We start from the raw sequence: 20189 nt of genomic DNA, 5'->3' as shown, positions 1-20189 counted from the left end.
GCGCTGGGCCCGTGCACCCGGGGTCGTCCTCCTCAGCCTCTATGGTGGACCGGTGAGCGACACCAACCACCGAGCCATCGCCGACCGGATCATCTGGATCGACTGCGAGATGACGGGCCTGTCCCTGAAGTCCGACGCCCTCGTGGAGGTGGCCGCTCTCGTCACGGACTTCGAGCTCAACCAGCTCGGCGACGGCATCGACGTCGTCGTCAAGCCGCCGGACGAGGCCCTCGAGCAGATGGACGACTTCGTCCGCGACATGCACACGAGCTCGGGCCTCATCACCGAGCTCAACTCGGGGGTGACCCTGAAGGAGGCCGAGCACATCGTGCTCGACTACGTCCGCACCTTCGTCCCCGAGCCCCGCAAGGCGCCGCTCGGCGGCAACACCGTGGCCACCGACCGCGGGTTCCTCTCGCGCGACATGCCGGTGCTCGAGTCCTACCTCCACTACCGGATCATCGACGTCAGCTCCATCAAGGAGCTCTCGCGCCGGTGGTATCCCCGCGTCTACTTCAACGCCCCGAAGAAGTCCGGCGGCCACCGCGCCCTCGCCGACATCCGCGAGTCGATCGCCGAGCTGCGCTACTACCGCGCGGCGGTCTTCGTGCCGCAGCCCGGTCCCGACAGCGCCACCGCGAAGGCGCTCGCTTCACCTCACGTCATCGAGCACTGAGCACTCGCTCGTGGCCCTTCGGGCGATGGCGTATGCCGCCGGGCGGGGTGGTCATCAGCACCTCACGAGAGCCTGTAGCATTGTCGACGCCGTGACACGGCGCCGAGCCTTCGGGCCCGGCTCGTGTTGTGCATGGTGGGTGTAGCTCAGCTGGTAGAGCACCTGGTTGTGGTCCAGGTGGCCGCGGGTTCAAGTCCCGTCACTCACCCCAGACGCCGCCCCGCACGAGAGTGCGGGGCGGCTCTTTTTGTCACACATTCAGGGCGCGGGCCCGTGCGTACCGACTGGGCCTTGTCATCCGGTGTTCTCCGGGTGTCTCATCAGGTGTTGCTCTTCCGTTGAGATGTCGTGTTGCAAGAGGAGCCCCGTATCCATGGATCGCCGGATGGAAGCCCACGAGATTCACGCGGTCGAGGCGCGCCTCGCTGAACGCTTTCCGATGCTTGACGTCGCTGTCGTCGAAGCCGCTGTCCGGCTGGCGCACTCGGAGCTGACGGGCGGGATCCGAACCTTCGTCCCGCTGCTCGTGGAGCACAACGCCCGCGATCGTCTCGCGGCCATCGCCGACCACGAACCCACGGATGCGCTCGAAGGACGGTAGGGCCCGCCGTCCTCGGGGACGTGGGCGCGCCCGCCGAGACAGGGGGCATCGACGGGCGCGCGGCACGGACCTTGCCCCACCGGTTGGACGCAGTCCGGGCGCCACGCCGCCGAAAGCGCGTCATGAACCGGCTCCTCGAGCGTCTACATGGTGACGACGGGTTGACCCCCAAGCTGCCGTCGTCGCGGGGCCCCGGGTCTGCTCATGGAGGGGTGCCTGGGGCCCCACCCGTCAACCGGACGGGAGACGGACGAGCCCTGCGTCAGGCTGGCATGGTCAGCCGGGCCTCGTCGATCGCGGCCTCGACAGGGCCGTCGAGCCACCATCAACCACCGTGTTGGTGCGCCCGCGGCGCGAGCAAGAGGCCGCGGGCCCGTGTCGGTCCTTGGTCGGCGTGGGGCGGGCGCGGCTAGGCTCGGGACAGCCGTTTCACACCGGCCCGCAGCACGCAGCGCTGCCCTGCGGTCGCGTCCCGACGACCCCCGAGGTAACCCATGACCGACCAGAGCCAGCGGGCCGTGGACGCGCGGTTCTCGCCGTCCGCAGGTCAGACCCTGGGCGTCGAGTGGGAGCTCGGGCTGCTCGACCCGACCACCCTCGACCTCACCTCGCGTGCCGTCGAGCTGCTCGGCCTGGCCAACGGGCCCGAGGACACCGGTCATGCCCGGCAGACGAAGTCTCGTTCGACCGTGACGCAGGAGCTGCTGCGCAACACGGTCGAGATCGTCACGGGCGTCTGCGCGAATGCGGAGCAGGCGGCTGCGGACCTCGCCGACGGCCTCGGGCGCGTGCAGCGGGCCGCCACCGAGCTGGACGTCCTGCTCTACGGCGGTGGCGCGCACCCCTTCGCCCGGTGGGAGGACCAGCAGGTCACCGAGGGTCAGCGTTACGCGACCCTCATCGACCGCACCCAGTGGTGGGGCCGACAGATGGTGATCTTCGGCGTCCACGTCCACGTGGGGGTCAGGTCCGCCGCCAAGGTCTGGCCGCTCGTCAACGCCCTGCTGACCTATCACCCGCACCTCACGGCCCTGTCCGCATCGTCGCCCTACGGCTCCGGAGCCGACACCGGCTACGCGAGCAACCGCACGATGCTGTTTCAACAGCTCCCCACGGCGGGCCTGCCCTTCCAGTTCGAGACGTGGGCGCAGTACCGCACGTACCTCCACGACGTCTTCACCACCGGGGTCATCGCCGATGCGAGCGAGCTGCGCTGGGACGTCAGGCCGTCGCTGCGCCTGGGCACCATCGAGGTCCGGGCCTGTGACGGCTTCTCACGCCCGCAGGACGTGGCCGCCGTCGCCGCGCTCATCCACTGCCTCGTCGCGCACCTCGAGCACGAGCTCGACGAAGGTGTCCTCGCTCGCCCCCTGCCGCCGTGGCACGTGCAGGAGAACAAGTGGCGCGCGGCCCGCTACGGGCTCGAGGCCATCATCATCCGCGACGCCGACAACACGGAGGTCCACGTCGTCGACGACATCCACGACCTGCTCGAGCAGCTCCAGCCCACGGCGCGGCGACTCGCGTGCACGAGGGAGCTCGCAGGCATCGAGGACATCCTGCGCGACGGCGCCGGCTACCAGCGGATGCGTGCCGCCGTCACGGGCGACGGCAGCGGGGACCTCCGCGCCGCCGTGAGGGCGATGCTCGTGTCTGACGGCCGGTGACGTCCGGCGTCGACGGGCGCGCCGCCCGACGGCCCTAGTCGCCGGCGGTCGCCAGCGCGGTGCGTGCCGTCTCTTCCTCGGTGTCCGGTGGGACGACCGTGAGCACGAGCCTGCCGTAGTTGCTCAGCGACAGCAGGACGTGGTCGGGGAAGCGGCTGTGCTCGAACCAGCCGAGGTGCGTGATGCCGATCGGGCTGCCCACCCTTCGTGGCGCCTCCGCCCACCCCGTTCGCTCGTAGCCGAACCGTGCGATGCGCGCGTTGGTCCGGTCGTGAACAGCGACGTCGAGGAGCGGCACTTCGACGCGGAGGTCGGTCGACCGGGGCCACCAGACGCCGTCGGATGCGTTCACCCCCGGATGGTCCGACAGGGACAGGCGACTCGGGAGACCGTTCGCGGGCATCTCGCCGTCGACGGCAGCGGGGAGGAGCAAGGACTGGGGCAGGGCGTTCACGGTGGCTCCTCGGGGAGCGTGACGGGATGGGGTGGCCGCGGCTCGCTCGTCACTTCCTGCCATGGAGGACCGACGCCGCGCAAGGGTCGGGTCCTTTGCTGCCGACGAGGGCGACCCTGACGGGGTGACCCTGTCTCATGTCCACCGTACGCCGCTGGTGATGCCCTGAAGCCGCCTCCGCGGCATGCCGCACAATGGGGGACATGCTCATGGGGAACAAGAAGGCCCAGCGGATCACCGTCGGCGTCATCATCGGCGTCATCGTCGTCGGCCTCGCGCTGTCGCTCATCTCGACGGCGAGCGCGACCCCGTAGGCGCGCGAATCCGCCCGCAGCACGGGGACGCCCGGGCCCGGCCGGCGCACGACCTCGGGCCGCGAGATGCCCGGCGCCGACCGATTTTGTCCCGGCCCGGGACGGCTGCTAACGTTTCCCCTCGTTGCGCCGCTAGCTCAATTGGCAGAGCAAGTGACTCTTAATCACTGGGTTCGGGGTTCGAGTCCCTGGCGGCGCACCAGATATGCAGGTCAAGAGCCCGGCCGTTGCGGCCGGGCTCTTCTGCTGTCCACGAAACCGGCCACTTTTGACTCGGGAGGGTCGGAGGTGAGGGCTGCTTCGAGTGCCGCGGCGGCCGCCCCGCTCTTGGCACCTCGGCACGGACCGAACGAGCGTCCTTTCCCGCGATGCCAGAACGGCTTGGTGATCTTCTAACCCCCAAGCCCGCCCCACACGTCTTGACTGGCCGCCTGGGGTGCCATCACGCATCACTGGACCTGGCCCTCAATGAGCGCACCAGTCCTAGATCGCTGTGACTGTGGCGTCGCGAAGCGCACTACGCAGCTCGTCGGCCCAGAGCGCAAGGCGGAGTTGAGTTCCGTAACCCGAGAGCGCGGCCTGATGGACTTCCAGCCCAGCGACGCTGGTGGTCCACCCGGCTGCGGTGCGCGAGTACGGGCCGGCCACCTCATCCGGTTGTGGCGCTGAAGATGTCGTTGTTGCCGAAACTTGCCGGGCAGTCGCCCAAGGGCCACGGTGCCGGAAGCGTCACCTGTGCAGCGTCCGACGACTGCTGGCGCCAGGTGTCGAGCGCAGGGCAGTCCATGGCGCGGCGGGTGTCGGTCCAGACTCCGGCACCATAGGTGCGCGTGGCGATGGCGTACACGTAGTCGCCGAGGAACTCGTTGTAGAGGATCCTGCCCTGCGAGGTACCGCGTGCATCGCCGAGCGGGCCGGAGTACTCCGTGACCCAGGCGCCGGGGGCGCCGCCCGCTCCGATCGCGGCAGCCTGCAGCACGCCGTGCTCGGGCCGGGGATCGGCCGTGGTCGCCTGGAATGGCTGCGTGAACGCCTGGGACACCACGTAGACCCGAGTGCCGTCCGGGCTGATGGCGGGTGCGGCATACGTGGGGATGTCTCCGGCGGGGGAGATCGCGGTCGGCGGGCTGAACGAGGCTGCGCCGTTGGTCGAGTACGCGAGCATGACCTTCTCGTGGTCAGGGCCGAGCGCTCCGTCGACCCAGGAGTCGACGATCTCGTTCGTGGCATCCGCGCCCGTCGGGGCCCCGTTGGCAATGTCCACGCTCGGCATCGCGGCGAGGTCGGTGCGTGCACCCGCGACGCCATCCACGATGCAACGACCGGTCACCGGGTCGGTGTGGAAGCACGGATCGGTGATCGCGACCACGTCCTTCGGCTGACGCCAGGTCTGGCCGCCGTCGAGGGACGTGATCACCGCGTGGAAGCCGGCCAGGCTGGTGCCGCCGAAGTGCGTGAAGAAGGCATACACGACACCGTGGCTGTCGGTCCGCACCGTGCACCCGTCGTACGCGCCCTGCTTGGCATTGGCGACCGCAGGCGCAACCTGGTGTTGTTTCCAGCTCACCCCGCCGTCGCGGGAGGTCGAGACCATCGGCTTGAGCGGGAAGGAGTTGCCTCCGCTCAGACTGTGGAAATCGGAGTAGCAGACGTACACGTTGCCGAAGAACGGGCTGGACTCGGCGTTGTCCGCCCAGATCTGCTCCTTGTCCAAGCCCGAGCTGAACGCCGCCTGGGGCGCGGCGAAGTACGGCCGCGACCAGTTGGCCTGGTTCCCGACCCGGTCCGCAGTCACGTTGTCGATGTGTGAGACGGTGACCGCGGTGAAGCCGTTCTGGCCGGAGTTCCCATCGCGCATCACGGTGTCGGTGAGATTCGTGGCGAGACTGGAGAAGTAGAGCCGGTCGCCGTTGGCCCAGGAGAAGCCGTCAGCACCTGGGGCCGGCCCGAAGGACACCCCGGTGTCGCTTCGCGAGCGCAAGCCGTTCTCGTAGTAGTTGGGAACGGTGTGGATCGGCCCGACGTGCGGGACGCACGGTTCCTGGACCGGACTGCAGTCCGCCGCCGTCAGCCCCGAGTACGTCGGCTGAATCCAGCTGTGGCCGCGGTCGAACGAGAAATGCACCGCAGACAGGCCGACGCCCAGGTTGAACGTGCCGAGCGGGAACGAGCACGCGGCATGGTCGGTGGACGCCTGGCGTGAGCACGGCTGCATGTCCACCAGGTCGTTGGAGCCGGCGGCCAGCACGTCCGGCCGGGCCGCGCTGACCGCCAAGGACGGCTCGTTGGACGCGTTCTGGGGATGGTTCGACGAGGGGCTCCCCACGCTCACGAGAGCGTCGACCGTAGGTGCGGGCTGCGCCGCTGAGGCCCCTAGGGCTCCCAGGGCACCCAGTCCGAGTGCAGCGGTGAAAACCAGACAGCGTCGCAAGAGGCGCATAGCGGACTCCTTACGCGCGGCCAGGTCCGGGCAAACAACGGGTTCGCCCCGGGGTAGGCCTGTGCCGTGACAAAACTTCAGACTACGCCCGACCGCAAGAATGCAGCCAGCAGCCGGTCACGCTCCGCCTGCGAGACCAACGCAACGTCCCGCCGGATGGAACACCAATCGTCATTTTCCGTGCTCCTGCGTCCCAGAACACTAGAGCGGTCCTCGAAGAGTCAGAGGCGGCTGGGGCACAGGAATACGGTCGTACGACAGGTCCGGGAAGTGTCCGGACACCTCCTAGCTAGGGAGACGCGAAACCAGCCACTTTTGGACGGGAACCAAGCGGTGGCGACGAGACAGAGCGAGCACGTCGGGATCGCATCCCTGCAGGTCAGAGGCGCGAAGAGGCGTCGACGCGATGGGACGCGCAAGAGGCGCCGAAACTCACTGGGTTCGGGGTTCGAGTCCCTGGCGGCGCACCAGATATGCAGGTCAAGAGCCCGGCCCTTGCGGCCGGGCTCTTCTGCTATCCACGAAACCCCCCACTTTGCTCAGACCTGTCCGCACCGACGGCGTCCTGCAGTTCAGCGGCGGCCGCCCCGCCCTTGGCACCTCGGCCAGGTAGACGTCTATGGTCAAAGACGGCCGGGCATGGCCGAGCTGGTCGGCGACCTGGCGGGCCCTCAAACCTGCCTCGTCGAGGATCGTAGCGTTGGTCTTTCGGAAGGACTCCGACGTGATCCAGGCCAAGGCGTCCGCGTCAACCCGCTTGCGCCTCCTAAGCGAGCAGCACGATGTCGTTCTTGGCAGCCTTCGATACGCGGCAGAGGTGCGCCATCGCCGCTGCGTGCAGCGGCTCTAGTCGAATCCTGCTCGACTCGATGAGCTCGACCGGCGTCTTCGGCCGGTCGAGCGCCTGAGCCACGTCCTTTCGCGAAGCAGATGACTCACTTGCGCTTCACACAGGAGCTGACGCAGAGGTCGCCGACGTCCTCCACCCCACGCTCATGGCCGTGAGCCGCCTTCAGCGCCGCACGCTCGCGGTCCTCGGTGAACGGCTGCTCGCGATGGTGGGGGCATCCGCCTGAGTCAGGCTCGCGCCTCGCGTCGTGGCCCGGGGACGACCGAAGGGCCGGCGAGCACTCCCGCCGGCCCTTCGAGCTCCACACCTACGAGTCAGTCCTGGGACCGGTACCGGACCGTGTCGGCGGCGTCGGACGCGCTGCCGCGCACCTCATCGACCGCCTGCTGACCATCCTGCTTGACGTCGGCAGCCGCGCTACGAGCGGACTCCTTGACCGCTTCCGCAGCCTCCTGGGCCGGCTCCTTCAGGTGGTCGGCGGACTCGCTCGCCACGGTCTTGGCCACGTTCTGCACCTCGTCGATGACGGGAGCCGCGCGGTCCTTGACGTCCTGCGAGAGTTCCCGCTCCTTCTCCGACGCGGGCAGGAGCGAGCCGAGGAGCCATCCGGCCCCGAGCGCGATCATCCCAGCCGCCAGCGGGTTTCCGCGCGCCCGGCGCTTGAGCGAGTCGCTCGCCTGGGCGGCAGAGTCACCGGCCCCGTGGGCGATCTGCGAGGTCTTGTCTCCGGCGTCGGACGCCGTGCCCATGACCCGGTCGCGGACCGATGCTGCATGGTCCTTGACCTTGTCCGCCTGGCGGTGCGCCAGGTGGCTGGGGCTCACCGACTCGCCGAGGGCGTTGACGTCACGGCTCAGCCCCTCGCGGGTCCGCTCGATGTCCGCGCGGATCGCGTCCGGGTCGTTCGTCGTCGTGGTGGTCGATGTGTTCACGGTCGGGTCGTTCATGGTCATCGCGCTTCCTCGTTTCCCATCAGCGCATCGGGGACCCGCTTGGCGGTCTCCGTCGTGCGCGGCATTCCCTGGATCTGTCTGGTTGTCCGTCGGCCGACCATCGCGAAGACCGCGGCGACGATCCCCCAGACGGCCATGACGACGATGGCAGCCCACCCTCGGCTCTCCAGGGCGCTGGAGAGCCACTCCCATACGGCGAGGGAGAGGAACAGGAGCGTCATCCACGCGGCGAGCGCCGCGGCGCCGAACTGTCCGGCGGCCTTACCGGCCCGTGTCGCCGACTCGCGGGCCTCCGCCTTGGCGAGCTCGACTTCCTGACGCAGCAAGGTCGAGAGGCCCGCGCTGATGTCGCCGACGAGCTCACCGAGCGACGCGCGCTCTGCCTTGTCGTGGGCTCCTTCGCCGACTGGGGGCACCTCGGCGTATGCCGTCGCCTCAGGCCCGTGGGCCGCGTCGGGCCACGTGCTCATCAGCGGACCCCGCCATAGCCCTCGGTGCCCAGGTCGGCCTGGACGGCCGCTGTCGAGCCGACTGACGGCGTGACGGCGTGGGTCTCGCTGTCGCGGATCCCGACGGCATACGGGGCGGCGTCATCGGACGGGGTACCCATCGCTGCGGTGGGGGTGGGAACCGACGCGTGCGTACCGGATCCGGGGCGACCGTTGCCCCCGCCGGTGGCCGAGCCTGAGCCCGTGGCACCTGCGGAGCCCGACTCACCGGTCAGCCCGCGAGTCATCCGTCCGCCGAGCACGCCCAGCACTGCGGCGCCGAGGAGGAAGGTGCCGGGACGACGTCGGGCGAACGAGCGCAGCTCGTCGACCATGTCGCCGGGCTGTCGGTCGGACAGCCAGTCCGCGGCGGAGTGAGCACGGTCGGAGGCCTGCTGCGCCAGCTCTCCGGCAATGCCCTGCTTGTCGGTGCTCGACGCCATCTGCTTGAGCTCGTCGGCGATCGAGCGGAGTCCGCCGGCTGCGCGCTCACCCTGGAACGACGCTTGGCCGTCGAGCTCGGAGCGGACCTGGTCGAAGAGCTGGCGCAGCTGCGTGGTGACCTCGGACGTGACATCCTTGACGCCGCCGGCAGCGGTCTCGGCCACGTGACGACCGCTCTGGGCGGTGTCGGAGACCACGGACTTCGCCCCGTCGCCGACGACCGCGGTCGTGCTGTCGTCGGCGTGCTGGGGCGTCAGGTCGCCGCTGGTGCCGAGGTCGGCACCAGAGGCGTAGGTGGAGGTTCCGGCGACGTCGACGGGCGTGGCCGTGTCATACGGTCGTTCGGTCATGGGTTCTTCCCTTCGGTGGCCGCACGACGGGACCGGCCAGCTTCTCGAGCCTCCACATCGCGCGGTTGTTGCACTGAAGGAATACCCAAACCCTTTGCAACTCAGGCCGATTCGGCCAAAAAGATTGGGATCTGCTGGAGCGGGTATGTTGTACGCCCCCCGGGTCCGTCCCCTCCGGCTGTCCTCTCAGGCCACTCCGCACGCGATGGGCGCCTCCCACGACGCTCACCGACTCACCCTGGGTTCACCTCGGGGTTCGGGCAGGCGAGCCCGATGGGTACTTCAAGAGCATGGAACCGATCCCGGAGACGCGGCAAGCCCTCGAGGGACTCGGCCAGTACGGCGACTCAGCCTTGCAGGACGACCTGACGGACATCGCTGCCCCGGGGATCGTGGCGTTCAGCCTTGGCCTCGTTCGCGAAGGTGTCGCCTTCACCTCTGTCTGGGTACGTGACAAGCAGCAGCATCCACGCGCTGTCCCTGCTGAGCAAAGGGGTCATCTGCATGACGAAAGACCTGAGTAGCGGCGAGAACCGTAAGAACCTGAAGAAGTCATCCTTCGCGTTGCCGGAGCAGGAGAAGTACCCGATCCCCGACCTTGAGCATGCGCGGAATGCCTTGGCGCGCGTCGCACAGCATGGCTCCGCCGCCGAACAGAAGAAGGTCCGTGCGGCCGTGGAGAAGAAGTACCCGAGCCTGAAGAAGGACGACTGAAGCACCTGGCTCGGCGACTCTCGTCGGAGCGGATCGGCTCCGCCGACTCGACTTCTCTCGTCCGTCCTCAACGACACCACACCCATTTCCGCGATCCGCTCGTAGGAGCGATGCGTTGCGCACGGTGCGTCATGACGCCGCCTGTTCGGCCCCAGGCGTGTTCTGGGCGACGCGCGAACGGGTGGAACCGTCGTTGCCGTGCCCTGCGTCAGGCTGTCGAAAGGGCATCCTGATCTGGGTGCCCGACCCTCCAGATGGTCACGACAGGTTGACCCCCAAGGCTGGCGGTCATGTCTCTCATGTCGCCGGCCGCGTCCCGCTCGCCGGCTAGCTCGACGTGTCGGTCAGCAACGAAGTCGCGCTTCTGAGCCGCCCACTGACGTTCAACGTCGGGTAATTGCGCAGCCATTCGAATGCCCCTCTTCATGGCCCAATCCCACGACAGCTCTATGCCCGATGGTGTCGCCTGACGGCCACATCATGACGTCCTGGTCGATGCACCACACACGACTCTCAACCAAGGACCACAGATCAGCGAGTGGACGTCGCTTCGGGCGTTACAGCTGGGCGGTGACCATCAATCCGCGGTCGAGGAGCCTGCTACCAGTGCCGATCCAGCAGTGCGGAACAGGATGCATGGTTGGGCCGGTGGCCGCGCCGACGTTTTGGACGGGAACCAAGCGGTGGCCACGAGACAGACTGAGAACGTTGGGACGGCATACCTTCAGGTCAGAGGCGTGGAGAGACGTCGACGCGATGCGAAGCGCAAAGGGCGCCGAACCGACTGGGTTCGGGGTTCGAGTCCCTGACGGCGCACCAGATACGCACGTCAAGAGCCCGGCCGTTGCGGCCGGGCTCTTCTGCTGTCCCCCAGCTGTTACTCGGGAGGGTCAGACGTGTGGCCCCTTTGAGCGCCGCGGCTGCCGCTCCGCCCCGTGGCCCCGGCCCAGGTAGACGTCCATCGTCAGCGATGGACGCGCCCGTCCGGTCTGGTCGGCGGGCGACGAACGTTGCTGCGGTCGCGGAACCCGCCGAGCACGCACTCGAGCTCGGTCTGTCGACCGCCGAACGCGCCCAGCTCCCGGACCTGCACCGCGGCGAGGGACTGTGGCGTGCCGGTCAGAGGCCTTCGTCGTACGACGCACAGCCATCGAGTACGAGCTGGAACTGTGTGACACCAGCTCGCGCATGACGATCGGGCCGCGCGGGGGTAGGTGCTACTGGCCTCACGAACACTTGACATGTCAACCAGACCCGCCGATAACCGGGCACACCAGCGCCACGTCTGGCTACTCGGACCTTCGGGCCACGAGGTAGAGCGGCAAGAACAGCACCAGCGCCAAGAGGCACAGGGCCGCCCACACTTCCGGCCGGTCAACCGTGAGGCCGCCCAGGTCGCGACGACGGGTCGATCCCGCTCGATCCGGGTCCGGGCATCCTCGAGCACCCACAGGCTGGCGGCCCCGACGACCAAGACCATCAGGAGGACACTGACCACGGATGGACTCATGCCGTCAGTATCGGAGCAGAGCGTCTGCTTCTGGCTCCTGGTCGCGCGCCGCCCAGAACCGAACTGGGCCGCCGCGATGAGGCAGCCGCCGAAGCTTCTGCGCGACCGAGACACAGTCTCTCGCCGGCGGTGGACCGTGCCTGTCACTCGGTCGCCGGACGAGCATCCGCCGGCTGGCGGCACATCCTTCCGTCAGGTGACGATGACGCTGGCCACCATCACGAGGGCAAAGCCGAACACCGAGATGACGGTCTCCATCACGGACCACGACTTGATCGTCTCGCCCACGGTCAGACCGAAGTACTCCTTGACGAGCCAGAACCCCGCGTCGTTGACGTGCGAGAAGAACAGCGAGCCGCAGCCGATCGCAAGGACGAGCAGCGCGAGGTGGTTGGCCGAGAGGGTGGGCGCCAGCGGCGCGACGATGCCGGCCGCGGTGATGGTGGCGACCGTGGCCGACCCCGTACCCAGTCGGATGAGCACAGCGACGAGCCATCCGAGCAGCAGCACCGAGATGCTGACGCCTTCTGCCCAGTCCTTGATGACGTTGCCGACCCCGGCGTCGATCAGCGTCTGCTTGAACCCGCCACCGGCGGCGACGATGAGGATGATGCTCGCGATGGCCGGCAGCGCGGACCCGACCGAGTCGCTGACCTGGCTCTTGTTCAGGCCCGACCCGAGCCCCAGGGCGATGTAGCAGTAGAGCACCGCGATGAGCAGGGCGACGATGGGGGTCCCGATGAAGTCCATGGTCGTGCGGACCCCCGCCTCCTCGTCGGTGACGAGCAGCTTGGTGATCGCGTCGACGAGCATCAGGACAACCGGCAGGGTGATGCCGATGATGGCCGTCGCGAAGCCGACCCGCTTGCGTCCGGGCGCCAACGGTTCCTCGAAGGAGCCCAGCCCGCGGTCGGCCCCGGCACTCTCACCGGTATCGGCGGTCCGAGCGCCGACCGACTCAGCGCGGCCGTCGTCGCCGGGGGGCCCCCCGACCGCGTCCTCGCGGTCCGTGGCACGAGCACCGGCGGGCACCGCCGGACGGGTCACCGTCGCCGTGCCGCCGGACGCCGAGCCCAACAGCACCAGGTCATCCGCGGACTTGGGCACCCACTGGTCGACGAAACGCGCGAGCAGGGGGCCGGCCACGACCACGGTCGGTATCGCGATGATGATGCCGAAGATCAGCGTGCGCCCGAGGTCCGCGCTGAGCAGACCGATCGCGGTCAGCGGGCCGGGGTGCGGCGGCACCAACCCGTGCAGGACCGAGAGCCCTGCCAGCGCAGGGATGCCGACCTTCATCAACGACAACCCCGTCCGTTGGGCCACGAGGACGACCACCGGGACGAGCAGCACCACGCCCACCTCGAAGAACAACGGCAACCCGAGAATGGCAGCGATGGCTGCCATCACCCACGGCAGGCGACCTGGCCCGACGCGTCCGACCATCGTCCCGACGATCCGGTTGGCGCCGCCGGAGTCCTCGAGCAGCTTGCCGATCATCGCCCCCAGCGCGATGAGGATGCCCACTGCCCCGGCCGTCGTGCCGAACCCGGCCACAAAGCTCTTGACCGTTTCGCCGGGCGGCATCGTGGCCACCGCTCCGAGAACCGCAGAGCCGAGCATCAGTGACAGGAACGGGTGGACCTTGGCCCACGTGATGAGCACGACGACGGCAAGGATGCCGAGGATGCACGCCGCGACCAGCTGCGCGTTCCCGGCATACACCGGGGGTGCATCGGCGGCCGGCAGTCCGCCGGGAACGGCCGTGGACAGGACGGCGGGAAGTGCGATCAGAGACATCAGGCGTGCTCCTTACGGTGGCCGAGGGCAGCAAGCGCCCGGTCCAGGACCTGAGCGGCGCTCCCCTCGTTGCTGATGGTCACGCCGGGCTCGTCGGCTCCGAGCGGCTCGAGCGTGGCCAGCTGGCTGGGCAGCAGGGACGGTGGCATGTAGTGGCCCGGACGGTGCTCCATCCGGTCGCGGATGACATCGGACTCAGCCGTCACGTGCAGGAACCGGACGTGCGGTCTGCCTTCGCGGAGCAGGTCGCGGTAGACACGGCGCAACGCCGAACACGTCACGACCGCCGACTCACCGCGGCTCTCCTTGCGCGAGATCCACGCCCCGATCGCCTCGAGCCACGGCCAACGGTCCTCGTCCGTGAGCGGCGTGCCGCTGCGCATCTTCGCGACGTTGGCCTCGGGGTGAAAGGCGTCACCCTCGGCGAACTCCCACCCAAGGACAGTCGACAGGCCTTTCGCGACCGTCGACTTCCCGCTCCCGGACACTCCCATGACGACGACCACGTCCGGGTCGGGACCGCTTTGGCTGTCCAGCATTCTCCGAACGTAGCGCGCCGTCGCCTTCCGGAGGTCTTTGGGCAGCAGGCATTTACGCAGGTGCGGCGGCGACCATTCGAAGCGGGGATCTCAACTTGTGGGGCTGCGTCTCCACACCAAGACTGATGGCAGCCAGCGCCACGAGTGGCCCCGGCGGATTCCGTCGCACCCTGTCAGTGTCCAGCAGGGCGCGCCCCGTAAAGGGATTTCCTGTCACTTGTGTTGGCCGGCACGGTCGCCGATGGCGATCCACCCCCGGCGGCCACGACGAGCCGAGAAGGTATGGCGTGTCGCCACCGGCCTCATTGGTGCGTGCGCCGGTCGGAGCCATCGGCCGGCGCGTTGTAGAGACTCGCTCACCTCTCGCCAGGACCTCCGAGGTTGTCGTCGAAGGGGGAGTCGCGATCCGTCCACTTCCACCGTTCCGGCACTGCGCGGTGTGGCCTTGCCCGCCGAGCGCCGCCTGGGCGAACCGGACGGCACACCCGTCCGGATTCGCGTATCAGGCTGACAGCGCCGCGCCTCCCTTGGACCATGGGACGTACCACCCCGTGACGCGGGTGACCGCGTCGCCGGCCCGAGGGGAGATGCGATGAGCGGCTGGGACGACGAGCTGGACCGAGGCGACCAGGGCGAGCGCGAGGTGACACCCGACCTCCCGTGGACCGACGAACCCCCGCCCCCCGGTGGGGGCGACCGTGGCGTGACGGTCCGCGGACCGGGCGCGAGCGTCGGCAAGGCGCGGGCCTTCACGACCTACCTGCCCGTGGGCATGTGCTGCAACTTCGTGTGGAACTGCATCGCAGCCCCGCACCGGTTCGGCCTCGCCGACGCCAACGCGGCGTGGGCGCGGGCCGCGAGACGACGCGGCGGCACCGACGCCCCGGCCGGCGCCCCCGTCTACTGGGCTGGCGGCAAGCACGGCCACATCGCCCTGTCCGTCGGCGGAGGTCGGGTGCGCTCGACCGACTGGCCCGCCAAGGGCAAGGTCGGCGACGTCGGCATCGACGAGATCACCAAGGCGTGGGGCATCACCTATCGCGGGTGGTCGGCGGACTTCGCCGGCACGATGATCCCCGGGCTCGGTGGAGAGGGTCTGACCACAATGGTGGTGGACGGCGTCGATGACGAGGCCATCCGGCCGGGCAAGCGCAACCCCTCGGTCCGCCGTTTCAACAAGGCGCTGTGGGACTCGATGCCGGCCGACTACCGCGCCTCCCACCAGAAGGCGTGGATGACCGAGTCCGCCGACCTCTACGGGCCGGTGGCGCAGCAGGTCTGCTTCGACAAGTACGTGATGCTCAACCGGAAGGACCCGAAGAAGTGGCCGCTGCCGAGCAAGCCCGTCTGGCCGGGCCCGGGCCTGCTGCGCAAGCTCGGGCTGCGTCCCGACTGACCCGAGGAGAGACCCCTCAGAGGTAGAGGCCGGTCTGGCCGTCGTCGACGCGCCGGGCGGCCACGGCGTGGATGTCGCGCTCTCGCAGCAGGACGTAGTCCTTGCCGTGCAGCTCGACCTCGCCGCGGTCCTCCGGGTCGAAGAGGACGCGGTCGCCCAGCTCGACCTGCCGCACGTTGGCGCCCGTCGCCACGACCTCGGCCCAGGCGAGCCGCTTGCCCACCGACGCCGTGGCGGGGATGAGGATGCCACCGCCGGAGCGCCGCTCCCCCTCGCTCTCGAGGGAGACGAGGACGCGGTCGTGCAGCATCCGGACGGGCAGTCGGGCCGCCGCGGCGGCGGCATCCTTCTTGGCCACGGGTGTGAGGCGTTCGGCGGACCGGCTCAGCGCCGGCGGCGGAGCAGGCCGATGGCGACCACGACGACGACCGCTGCCGCGACGACGGCACCGATCCGCTCGATGCGCAGGTCACCGTCCTCGGTGTGCGTGGCGGCGGCGAGGCGCAGCCTGAGCCCCTGCACCTGGCGTTGGGCGATGACCTGCGGCTGGGCGCGGTAGGCCAGCTCGTTGACGGTGCCCTCGAGGCGCGCGCGGGCGGCCTGGATGTCCTGCTCGATGCGTACGGTCTCGCTCATCTGGCTTCCTTTCGGGGGACGATGCGACTCTAGTCGGCGATGCCGAGGTCGCGACGGAGCTTGGCCACGTGTCCGGTCGCCTTGACGTTGTAGAACGCGTGGGCGACCTTGCCCTCCTCGTCGACGACGAACGTCGACCGGATGACCCCCTCGACGGTCTTGCCGTAGAGCTTCTTCTCACCCCAGGCGCCGTATGCCGTGTGCACCGCGAGGTCCTCGTCGCTGAGCAGCGGGATGGTGAGGTGGTCTCGCTCCCGGAACTTCGCGAGCGTCGCCGGCTTGTCCTTCGAGATGCCGACGACCTCGTAGCCGTCCTTCTTCAGCGAGTCGAGCGACTCGCTGAAGTCGCAGGCCTGCTTGGTGCACCCCGGCGTCATGGCCGCCGGGTAGAAGTAGACGATGACCTTGCGGCCGGCGAAGTCCGCGAGGCTGACGGTCTGGCCGGTGTCGTCGGTGAGGCTGAAGGCCGGGGCCTGCTCGCCGGGCTCGAGTCGTGCGGTCACGATCTGCTCCTTCGTCGTCATGTCTGCCGGGCTCGTACCCGTTCCGGGCACGAGCCGGGTCCGGCTGGTGCGGACGGCGGGACTCGAACCCGCACACCTAGGGCACAGGAACCTAAATCCTGCGTGTCTACCAGTTCCACCACGTCCGCTCGCGGGTGCGGCCCCCACTGTAGTTGGCCGCGACCGCGTATCAGGAGCCACCGTCCGGCCCTCCGTCTCCCATGGCACGCGGACGAGGAGGGAACCCATGGACATCACGAACGCGAACGCCGGCGCGGCGCTGGACACGACGCCGTGCCCCGAGTGCGGCGCGCTCGCCGAGGTGACCGAGCGGGCGGTGCTCGAGGGCACCGACGGCCCCGTCGAGCACGCTCGGGTCGTCTGCGTGGCACGGCACTGGTTCCTCCTGCCGTCGGCGTCGCTGACGAGCACGTCCACGCCCTCGCAGGTCAGGACTAGCCTGCGGTCATGAGGCGGAACATCGGCACGGGCAGCGCCTGGGAGGGTGTCGTCGGCTACTCGCGAGCCGTTCGGGTCGGTGACTCCGTCCACGTCGCCGGGACCACCGCGATCCGCGACGGACGGGTCGTCGCGCCCGGTGACGCCTACACGCAGGCCCGGGTCGCTCTCGAGATCGTCGTCGAGGCCCTGACGGCCTGTGGCGCCTCGCCCGCGGACGTCGTGCGCACCCGGATGTTCGTCACCGACATCCGCGACTGGGAGGCGGTCGGTCGGGCCCACGGCGAGGTCTTCGCGGAGGTGCGACCGGCCTCGACCATGGTCCAGGTCACCGCGCTCATCGACCCCGACCTGCTCGTCGAGATCGAGGCCGAGGCCGTCGTCGGCTCCGGAGACGACGAGGCGACGAGCCCGACGGGCGTCACTCCACCCTGACGGTGACCACGTGGATGCCGGTGGCGCCGTCGGGAGCAGGCGGCGCCTCGTAGGGCGACTGCACCTGCCCCTTGGCGTCGTAGGCGCGCACGCGCACCTCGTGGCTGCCCGGCGTCGCCTCCCACTCGTAGACCCACTGGCGCCACGTGTCGATGCTCGCGTCGACGGCCAGGCGCGCCGCGGTCCAGGGCTGCTGGTCGACCTGGACCTCGACCTTGGAGATGCCGGTGTGCTGCGCCCACGCGACCCCCGCGACGGCAACGGTGCCGGCCTTGACGACGGCACCCGCCTTGGGGACGTCGATGCGCGAGGCCGTCTTGATCGGGCCGGTCGCCGACCAGCCACGCGGCGTCCAGTAGGCCACGTCGGCGGCATACGTCGTCACCTTGAGCTCGGTGACCCACTTGGTGGCCGAGACGAAGCCGTAGAGGCCGGGCACGACGACGCGCACCGGGAACCCGTGCTCGAACGGCAGCGGCTCGCCGTTCATACGGATGGCGAGCAGGGCGTTGCGGTCGTCGGTGAGCGCGCCGAGCGGGGTCGACGCCGTGAAGCCGTCGATGCTCGTCTGCAGCACCATGTCGGCACCCGCCTTGGGACCTGCCATCGCGAGCAGCTCACGCACGGGCCATCCGGTCCACACGGCGTTGCCGACGAGGTCCCCACCGACCTCGTTGGAGACGCACGTCAGGGTGACGAGCGCCTCCTGCATCTCCTTGCCCTGCAACGTCTTCCAGTCGATCTCGATCTCGCGGTCGACCATCCCGGTGACCTTGAGCTTCCAGTCGTTGGCGTCGATCCGCGGCACGACGATCGCCGTGTCGATGCGGTAGAAGTCGGCGTTCGGGACGATGTAGGGGGTGAGGCCCGGCACCTCGAGGTCGGCGCCGGCGGGGATCGCGAGCTTGGTGCCCTTGACGGGCGTGCTCTTGAGGGCGTCGCGCGACACGGTGGCCGCCGCGGAGTCACCGCCGAGGTAGCTGCCGGCGAACGCCGTGACGGCACCGACCGCTCCCCCGATGAGCCAGCGTCGCCCGGGGTCGGCAGCGCCGGCCGCGCTCGCCGACGGGGCCGCGGCGCGGCTGAGGTACCAGATGCCGGCGGCAGTGCCGAGGATCGTCGGCAGGACGTCCGCGGGGCCCGCACCGGGCCGGGTCAGCACGGCGGCCGCGCCGATGACGCCCACGACGGCGAAGACGACGAGTCCCGCGACGAGATGACGGCTGGCGAGCATCCCGACGGCGGCGCAGGCGATGGCGAGGACGACGACGGTGCCGACGAGCAGCGCCCGCTTGTCGTTGGTGCCGAAGGTCGAGATGGCGAAGTCCTTGAGCCACGGCGGGGTCCGGTCGATGAACGCCCCGCTCACCGCCGCGATCGGCGCGGGTTGCCCCGACGACCCCCCGACGGCCGTGAGCAGCGCGGCGGCGAGCGTCGCGAGCCCGACCGTGAGCAGCCCGGCCACCAGCCCGTCGACGGCTCCCCACCAGAGCGGACGAGCCGGCTGCTGTGGGGCGGTCTCGGGACGGGTGGCCGGGCTGGTCGTGGTCATGGCCTCAGGTGCTCCTTCAGATGTGGCACGAGTGCACGGAAGGCGAGCGCCCGGTGCGAGACGTGGTTCTTCTCGTCGGCGTCGTACTCCGCCAGTGTGCGTTCGTTGCCGTCCGGCTGGTCGGATGGCAGGAAGATCGGGTCGTAGCCGAAGCCGTTGGTCCCTCGGGGCTCGCGGCCGACGGTGCCGGGGAAGCGACCGAGCTCCGCCGCGGAGCGTCCGTCGGGCAGCACGAGCGCGGCCGCGCAGACGAACGCCGCGGCGCGGTGCTCGTCGCGGACGTCGCCGAGCTGAGCGAGGAGCAGCTCGAGGTTGGCGCGGTCACCGCCGCCGCCGGACCACCGGGCGCTGAAGATTCCCGGTGACCCACCGAGCACGTCGACGGCGAGGCCCGAGTCGTCGGCCAGTGCGGGCAGGCCCGTCATGTGGGCCGCGGACGCGGCCTTGAGGATGGCGTTCTGCTCGAAGGTCACGCCGTCCTCGAGGACGTCCGGCGCGTCGGGGAAGCCGTCGAGCCCCACGATCTCGAGGCCCAGGTCGGCGCTGACGTCGGCGAGGATCTCGCGCAGCTCCTCGACCTTGTGCGCGTTGCGGGTGGCAAGGACGACCTGCGTCACGAGGCGACCCCCTCGGCCAGCGCGGCCTGCTGGCGGTCGGTGAGGTCGGCGCAGCCCTTCGTGGCGAGGTCGAGCAGCTGGCCGAGCAGGTCGCGGTCGAAGGGCGCGCCCTCGGCGGTGCCCTGGACCTCGATGAAGCGGCCGTCGCCGGTCATGACGACGTTCATGTCGGTCTCGGCCGTCGAGTCCTCGGGGTAGTCGAGGTCGAGGACCGCACGGCCTCCGACGATGCCGACGGAGACGGCGGCCACCGAACCGGTCAGCGGCTGGGCCTTCGTGCCGATGAGGCCCTGGGCGCGGGCGTGCTCGATCGCGTCGGTCAGGGCGACGAACGCCCCGGTGATCGCGGCGGTGCGGGTGCCGCCGTCGGCCTGGAGCACGTCGCAGTCGAGGACGATGGTGTTCTCCCCGAGCGCCTTGGTGTCGATGACGGCGCGCAGGCTGCGGCCGATGAGGCGGCTGATCTCGTGGGTGCGGCCGCCGATGCGGCCCTTGACGCTCTCGCGGTCGGAACGGGTGTTGGTGGCGCGGGGCAGCATGGCGTACTCGGCGGTGACCCAGCCGGTGCCCTTGCCCTTGAGCCAGCGTGGCACGCCCTCGGTGAAGGACGCTGCGCAGAGCACGCGGGTGCGCCCGAACTCGACGAGGACGCTGCCCTCTGCGTGGTCGAGCCAGTTGCGGGTGATCCGCACCTCGCGGGTCTCGTCGGGGGCACGGCCGTCATGTCGGTCAGTCATGCCCACGAGGCTAGCCATGACTCCACGCTAGGCCCCAACCGCGGGTGCGGGGAC

At 69.6% G+C, this 20189-nt stretch carries 20 protein-coding genes and 3 tRNA genes; 9 read left to right on the top strand and 14 right to left on the bottom strand.

The window, feature by feature from the left end; translation table 11 throughout:
- Positions 1-52 precede the first annotated feature (52 nt).
- From orn to ASG96_RS15590, 4 genes are all read left to right on the top strand, one after another.
- Positions 53-676, top strand: coding sequence for an oligoribonuclease (gene orn, locus ASG96_RS15605; RefSeq protein WP_200962705.1), 624 nt, complete (start codon positions 53-55; stop codon positions 674-676).
- 135 nt (positions 677-811) lie between these two features.
- Positions 812-887: transfer RNA gene (locus tag ASG96_RS15600), tRNA-His, on the top strand.
- A 174-nt stretch (positions 888-1061) separates the two neighbouring features.
- Entirely contained in the window at positions 1062-1277 is a 216-nt protein-coding gene (locus ASG96_RS15595; RefSeq protein WP_056759435.1) for a three-helix bundle dimerization domain-containing protein, read from the top strand.
- 494 nt (positions 1278-1771) lie between these two features.
- Complete coding sequence (locus ASG96_RS15590; protein ID WP_056759437.1) at positions 1772-2944, top strand: glutamate--cysteine ligase; 1173 nt, start codon at positions 1772-1774, stop codon at positions 2942-2944.
- 34 nt (positions 2945-2978) lie between these two features.
- Here the strand turns inward: ASG96_RS15590 and ASG96_RS15585 are convergent, their stop codons facing one another.
- On the bottom strand, positions 2979-3398 hold the full coding sequence (locus tag ASG96_RS15585) for a DUF5994 family protein (protein ID WP_057588523.1): 420 nt from the start codon (positions 3396-3398) through the stop codon (positions 2979-2981).
- A gap of 440 nt (positions 3399-3838) precedes the next feature.
- Here ASG96_RS15585 and ASG96_RS15580 point away from each other — a divergent pair.
- Positions 3839-3914, top strand: a tRNA-Lys gene (locus ASG96_RS15580).
- 447 nt (positions 3915-4361) lie between these two features.
- On the opposite strand, the gene ASG96_RS15575 is transcribed toward ASG96_RS15580, so the two are convergent.
- From ASG96_RS15575 to ASG96_RS15560, 4 genes are all read right to left on the bottom strand, one after another.
- Positions 4362-5987, bottom strand: coding sequence for a sialidase family protein (locus ASG96_RS15575; RefSeq protein WP_157610919.1), 1626 nt, complete (start codon positions 5985-5987; stop codon positions 4362-4364).
- A 1329-nt stretch (positions 5988-7316) separates the two neighbouring features.
- The gene (locus ASG96_RS15570) at positions 7317-7934 is read right to left on the bottom strand and encodes a DUF3618 domain-containing protein (protein WP_235509180.1); all 618 of its coding nucleotides are present in this window, start codon (positions 7932-7934) and stop codon (positions 7317-7319) included.
- A 17-nt stretch (positions 7935-7951) separates the two neighbouring features.
- Complete coding sequence (locus ASG96_RS15565) at positions 7952-8425, bottom strand: phage holin family protein (protein WP_057588520.1); 474 nt, start codon at positions 8423-8425, stop codon at positions 7952-7954.
- Positions 8425-9237, bottom strand: coding sequence for a hypothetical protein (locus ASG96_RS15560; protein WP_057588519.1), 813 nt, complete (start codon positions 9235-9237; stop codon positions 8425-8427). Before ASG96_RS15560 ends, ASG96_RS15565 begins: the two co-directional genes overlap by 1 nt.
- A 450-nt stretch (positions 9238-9687) precedes the next feature.
- Between ASG96_RS15560 and ASG96_RS22715 the strand changes: the two genes are divergently transcribed.
- Positions 9688-9951 carry a DUF6582 domain-containing protein gene (locus ASG96_RS22715; protein ID WP_200958650.1) on the top strand — a complete coding sequence of 88 codons (264 nt, stop codon included), beginning with the start codon at positions 9688-9690 and terminating at the stop codon, positions 9949-9951.
- A gap of 1702 nt (positions 9952-11653) precedes the next feature.
- On the opposite strand, the gene ASG96_RS15550 is transcribed toward ASG96_RS22715, so the two are convergent.
- Both ASG96_RS15550 and ASG96_RS15545 read right to left on the bottom strand, forming a co-directional pair.
- A complete protein-coding gene (locus tag ASG96_RS15550; RefSeq protein WP_235509179.1) occupies positions 11654-13261 on the bottom strand; it encodes a GntP family permease in 1608 nt (535 codons plus the stop codon).
- Positions 13261-13800, bottom strand: coding sequence for a gluconokinase (locus ASG96_RS15545; RefSeq protein WP_056759452.1), 540 nt, complete (start codon positions 13798-13800; stop codon positions 13261-13263). Before ASG96_RS15545 ends, ASG96_RS15550 begins: the two co-directional genes overlap by 1 nt.
- 592 nt (positions 13801-14392) lie before the next feature.
- Here ASG96_RS15545 and ASG96_RS15540 point away from each other — a divergent pair.
- Positions 14393-15196 carry a hypothetical protein gene (locus ASG96_RS15540; RefSeq protein WP_056759454.1) on the top strand — a complete coding sequence of 268 codons (804 nt, stop codon included), beginning with the start codon at positions 14393-14395 and terminating at the stop codon, positions 15194-15196.
- Between the two features lie 16 nt (positions 15197-15212).
- Here the strand turns inward: ASG96_RS15540 and ASG96_RS15535 are convergent, their stop codons facing one another.
- The 4 genes from ASG96_RS15535 to ASG96_RS15520 all read right to left on the bottom strand — a co-directional run bounded on the left by ASG96_RS15535 (position 15213) and on the right by ASG96_RS15520 (position 16484).
- The gene (locus ASG96_RS15535; RefSeq protein WP_056759644.1) at positions 15213-15506 is read right to left on the bottom strand and encodes a co-chaperone GroES; all 294 of its coding nucleotides are present in this window, start codon (positions 15504-15506) and stop codon (positions 15213-15215) included.
- Between the two features lie 74 nt (positions 15507-15580).
- Positions 15581-15832: a DUF3618 domain-containing protein gene (locus ASG96_RS15530; protein WP_056759456.1), complete on the bottom strand. Its 252-nt coding sequence runs from the start codon at positions 15830-15832 to the stop codon at positions 15581-15583.
- Between the two features lie 29 nt (positions 15833-15861).
- Entirely contained in the window at positions 15862-16356 is a 495-nt protein-coding gene (bcp, locus tag ASG96_RS15525) for a thioredoxin-dependent thiol peroxidase (RefSeq protein WP_369813609.1), read from the bottom strand.
- Positions 16357-16400: 44 nt separating this feature from the next.
- Positions 16401-16484 (bottom strand) — tRNA-Leu (locus ASG96_RS15520).
- Positions 16485-16582: 98 nt separating this feature from the next.
- On the opposite strand from ASG96_RS15520, the gene ASG96_RS15515 reads away from it, so the two are divergent.
- Positions 16583-16807: a hypothetical protein gene (locus ASG96_RS15515; protein ID WP_057588518.1), complete on the top strand. Its 225-nt coding sequence runs from the start codon at positions 16583-16585 to the stop codon at positions 16805-16807.
- Positions 16804-17229 carry a RidA family protein gene (locus tag ASG96_RS15510; RefSeq protein ID WP_057588517.1) on the top strand — a complete coding sequence of 142 codons (426 nt, stop codon included), beginning with the start codon at positions 16804-16806 and terminating at the stop codon, positions 17227-17229. Before ASG96_RS15515 ends, ASG96_RS15510 begins: the two co-directional genes overlap by 4 nt.
- On the opposite strand, the gene ASG96_RS15505 is transcribed toward ASG96_RS15510, so the two are convergent.
- The 3 genes from ASG96_RS15505 to rph are packed head-to-tail and all read right to left on the bottom strand — an operon-like array spanning position 17216 to position 20135.
- Positions 17216-18781, bottom strand: coding sequence for a molybdopterin-dependent oxidoreductase (locus tag ASG96_RS15505; RefSeq protein ID WP_057588516.1), 1566 nt, complete (start codon positions 18779-18781; stop codon positions 17216-17218). The genes ASG96_RS15510 and ASG96_RS15505 overlap by 14 nt on opposite strands.
- Entirely contained in the window at positions 18778-19398 is a 621-nt protein-coding gene (rdgB, locus tag ASG96_RS15500) for an RdgB/HAM1 family non-canonical purine NTP pyrophosphatase (protein ID WP_057588515.1), read from the bottom strand. The genes ASG96_RS15505 and rdgB overlap by 4 nt, the downstream gene beginning before the upstream one ends.
- The gene (gene rph, locus ASG96_RS15495) at positions 19395-20135 is read right to left on the bottom strand and encodes a ribonuclease PH (RefSeq protein ID WP_057588676.1); all 741 of its coding nucleotides are present in this window, start codon (positions 20133-20135) and stop codon (positions 19395-19397) included. Before rph ends, rdgB begins: the two co-directional genes overlap by 4 nt.
- Between the last annotated feature and the right edge of the window lie 54 nt (positions 20136-20189).

It is taken from the genome of Terrabacter sp. Soil810, from assembly GCF_001429645.1.
Classification (GTDB): domain Bacteria; phylum Actinomycetota; class Actinomycetes; order Actinomycetales; family Dermatophilaceae; genus Terrabacter.
This window is presented reverse-complemented; position numbering and strand designations above follow the sequence as displayed.

What these genes read in the sequence shown, in the direction of transcription:
- ASG96_RS15535 (WP_056759644.1), bottom strand. Translation starts at nt 15,506, where the DNA reads ATGCTGCACGACCGCGTCCTCGTCTCCCTCGAGAGCGAGGGGGAGCGG.
- ASG96_RS15505 (WP_057588516.1), bottom strand. Translation starts at nt 18,781, where the DNA reads ATGACCACGACCAGCCCGGCCACCCGTCCCGAGACCGCCCCACAGCAG.
- ASG96_RS15595 (WP_056759435.1), top strand. Translation starts at nt 1,062, where the DNA reads ATGGAAGCCCACGAGATTCACGCGGTCGAGGCGCGCCTCGCTGAACGC.
- ASG96_RS15590 (WP_056759437.1), top strand. Translation starts at nt 1,772, where the DNA reads ATGACCGACCAGAGCCAGCGGGCCGTGGACGCGCGGTTCTCGCCGTCC.
- ASG96_RS15545 (WP_056759452.1), bottom strand. Translation starts at nt 13,800, where the DNA reads ATGCTGGACAGCCAAAGCGGTCCCGACCCGGACGTGGTCGTCGTCATG.
- bcp (WP_369813609.1), bottom strand. Translation starts at nt 16,356, where the DNA reads ATGACGACGAAGGAGCAGATCGTGACCGCACGACTCGAGCCCGGCGAG.
- ASG96_RS15540 (WP_056759454.1), top strand. Translation starts at nt 14,393, where the DNA reads ATGAGCGGCTGGGACGACGAGCTGGACCGAGGCGACCAGGGCGAGCGC.
- ASG96_RS15565 (WP_057588520.1), bottom strand. Translation starts at nt 8,425, where the DNA reads ATGAGCACGTGGCCCGACGCGGCCCACGGGCCTGAGGCGACGGCATAC.
- ASG96_RS15510 (WP_057588517.1), top strand. Translation starts at nt 16,804, where the DNA reads ATGAGGCGGAACATCGGCACGGGCAGCGCCTGGGAGGGTGTCGTCGGC.
- rph (WP_057588676.1), bottom strand. Translation starts at nt 20,135, where the DNA reads ATGACTGACCGACATGACGGCCGTGCCCCCGACGAGACCCGCGAGGTG.
- ASG96_RS15515 (WP_057588518.1), top strand. Translation starts at nt 16,583, where the DNA reads ATGGACATCACGAACGCGAACGCCGGCGCGGCGCTGGACACGACGCCG.
- ASG96_RS15550 (WP_235509179.1), bottom strand. Translation starts at nt 13,261, where the DNA reads ATGTCTCTGATCGCACTTCCCGCCGTCCTGTCCACGGCCGTTCCCGGC.
- ASG96_RS15530 (WP_056759456.1), bottom strand. Translation starts at nt 15,832, where the DNA reads ATGAGCGAGACCGTACGCATCGAGCAGGACATCCAGGCCGCCCGCGCG.
- ASG96_RS15560 (WP_057588519.1), bottom strand. Translation starts at nt 9,237, where the DNA reads ATGACCGAACGACCGTATGACACGGCCACGCCCGTCGACGTCGCCGGA.